This is a genomic window from Pseudomonas sp. 05N434 (genome assembly GCF_056396965.1).
Genome location: NZ_JBFTMK010000962.1, coordinates 1 through 867 on the forward strand (window position 1 = coordinate 1; position 867 = coordinate 867).

At 63.5% G+C, this 867-nt stretch carries 1 protein-coding gene; it reads left to right on the forward strand.

Translation table 11 applies throughout. The features are described 5' to 3' along the window. The coding region (locus AC1DLB_RS31075; protein WP_477786413.1) for a VCBS domain-containing protein at positions 1-867 on the forward strand (867 nt) is incomplete at both ends.

An 867-nucleotide genomic window follows, 5' to 3' on the forward strand; every position in this document is an offset into this window, starting at 1 on the left:
CAGCAATGACGCACCGGTACTCAGCTTCGCGAGCGGCAACGAGCTTGGTGCAGTGCAGGAAGACAGCACGCTCAGCGTCAGCGGCCAATTCAGCTCAAGCGACATCGACCATGCAGCCACCGCCACCTGGAGCATCGCCGGGTCCAATACCGGCACCTACGGCTCGATCGCCGTCGACAGCACSGGCCAATGGACTTACACCCTGGCCAACGGCAGCGATGGCGTCGCCAGTGCCGTGCAGTCGCTGCAGGCCGGCGAGAGTCACAACGAAGTGTTCACCATCCAGGTCAGCGACGGCCTGGGCGGCGTCGACACCCAGCAAGTGACTGTCACCGTCACCGGCAGCAACGATGCACCCGTACTCAGCTTCGCCAACGGCAACGATGCCGGCGCGGTGCAGGAAGACAGCACCCTCAGCGTCAGTGGCCAGTTCAGTTCGACCGACATTGATCATGCGGCCACCGCCACCTGGAGCATTGCCGGGTCCAATACCGGCACCTACGGCTCGATCRCCGTCGACAGCACCGGTCAATGGACTTACACCTTGGCCAACGGCACCAATGGCGTCGCCAGTGCCGTGCAGTCGTTGMAGGCCGGCGAGASTCACGATGAAGTGTTCACCATCCAGGTCAGCGATGGCCTCGGCGGGGTCGACACCCAGCAGGTGACCGTGACTGTCACCGGCAGCAACGATGCGCCCGTACTCAGCTTCGCATCGGGCAACGATGTCGGCGCGGTGCAAGAAGACACCACCCTCAGCGTCAGCGGCCAGTTCAGTTCAAGCGACATCGACCATGCGGCCACTGCCACCTGGTCGATCAATGGCTCGGCAACTGGAACCTACGGCTCGATCGCCGTCGACAGCAG